The organism is Candidatus Nanopusillus massiliensis (assembly GCF_920984865.1).
Map to the genome: position 1 here is coordinate 496,718 of NZ_OV100765.1, position 745 is coordinate 497,462.

The 745-nt window shown below is 22.0% G+C and carries 3 protein-coding genes and 1 pseudogene (2 of these 4 cut by a window edge); all 4 read right to left on the reverse strand.

Going from position 1 to position 745, the window contains the following annotated elements:
- A pseudogene (locus LUA84_RS03460) lies at positions 1-119 on the reverse strand (prefoldin subunit) (it extends 238 nt beyond the left edge of the window).
- Positions 120-126: 7 nt separating this feature from the next.
- Positions 127-321, reverse strand: coding sequence for a hypothetical protein (locus LUA84_RS03465; protein ID WP_231434455.1), 195 nt, complete (start codon positions 319-321; stop codon positions 127-129).
- A gap of 54 nt (positions 322-375) precedes the next feature.
- Positions 376-573 (reverse strand): hypothetical protein, encoded by a 198-nt coding sequence (locus LUA84_RS05465; protein WP_457913381.1) that lies wholly within the window; start codon positions 571-573, stop codon positions 376-378.
- 54 nt (positions 574-627) lie between these two features.
- Positions 628-745 carry the 3' portion of a glutamate--tRNA ligase family protein gene (locus tag LUA84_RS03470; RefSeq protein ID WP_457913382.1) on the reverse strand. It continues 194 nt past the right edge of the window, so the window shows 118 of its 312 coding nt (coding positions 195-312); its start codon lies off the right edge, out of view — the gene reads right to left on this strand; its stop codon occupies positions 628-630.

Sequence of the window (745 nt, forward strand, 5' to 3'; positions counted from 1 at the left end):
TGTAAAACTTTTTGTCTTTTATTTTCTATTAATAAATATGCTTGTCTTAAATTTTCAAACTCTCCATACGTTGATGCTATTTCTTCTTCACTAACCATCTTTATTGGTATAAAATTCATTTAAAAATTATTTATGCATATATATTAAGTAATCCTTTTCCCTCTTAAAGAAACCATATCTTATTCCATGAAATACTTCCCCATCTTTTGTTAATTCTAATACATATTTTTCTGCAATTGCATCTATCATACCATCTTTTTCCCATATTTTTATATTAATTTTATATTCTTCAGGTACCCATTGGACAATTTTTGCATTCAATTTTCTTGCATCTTCTATACCATCTGATAAATATTTAGCAATAATATAATCTTCCTATTTATCTATTATTTCAATATTAAATCCTTCAAATAATCTTAAATATTTATTATTTATATCATTTCTATCTAAATAAATTATATTAGATTTTATTATAAATTCTCTATATCCTAGATCTACTTCTGGATGATTTTTAACTTTTATTATTTTATTTGATGATAAATCATTTATTATAACTTTTATTGGATTTCTTATTTAAAAAATCTCTTAGCCTTTTTATCATATATTTCTCTATTATATGTATATATTTTATCCCAATTTATAATTACATCTACAGGATTTGGACCTATTGTGTATTTCATATTTTCTTATTGCCTCTCTATCAATTCCTCTTCTTTTTAATCCTTTTAATGTTGGTAAAAATTGA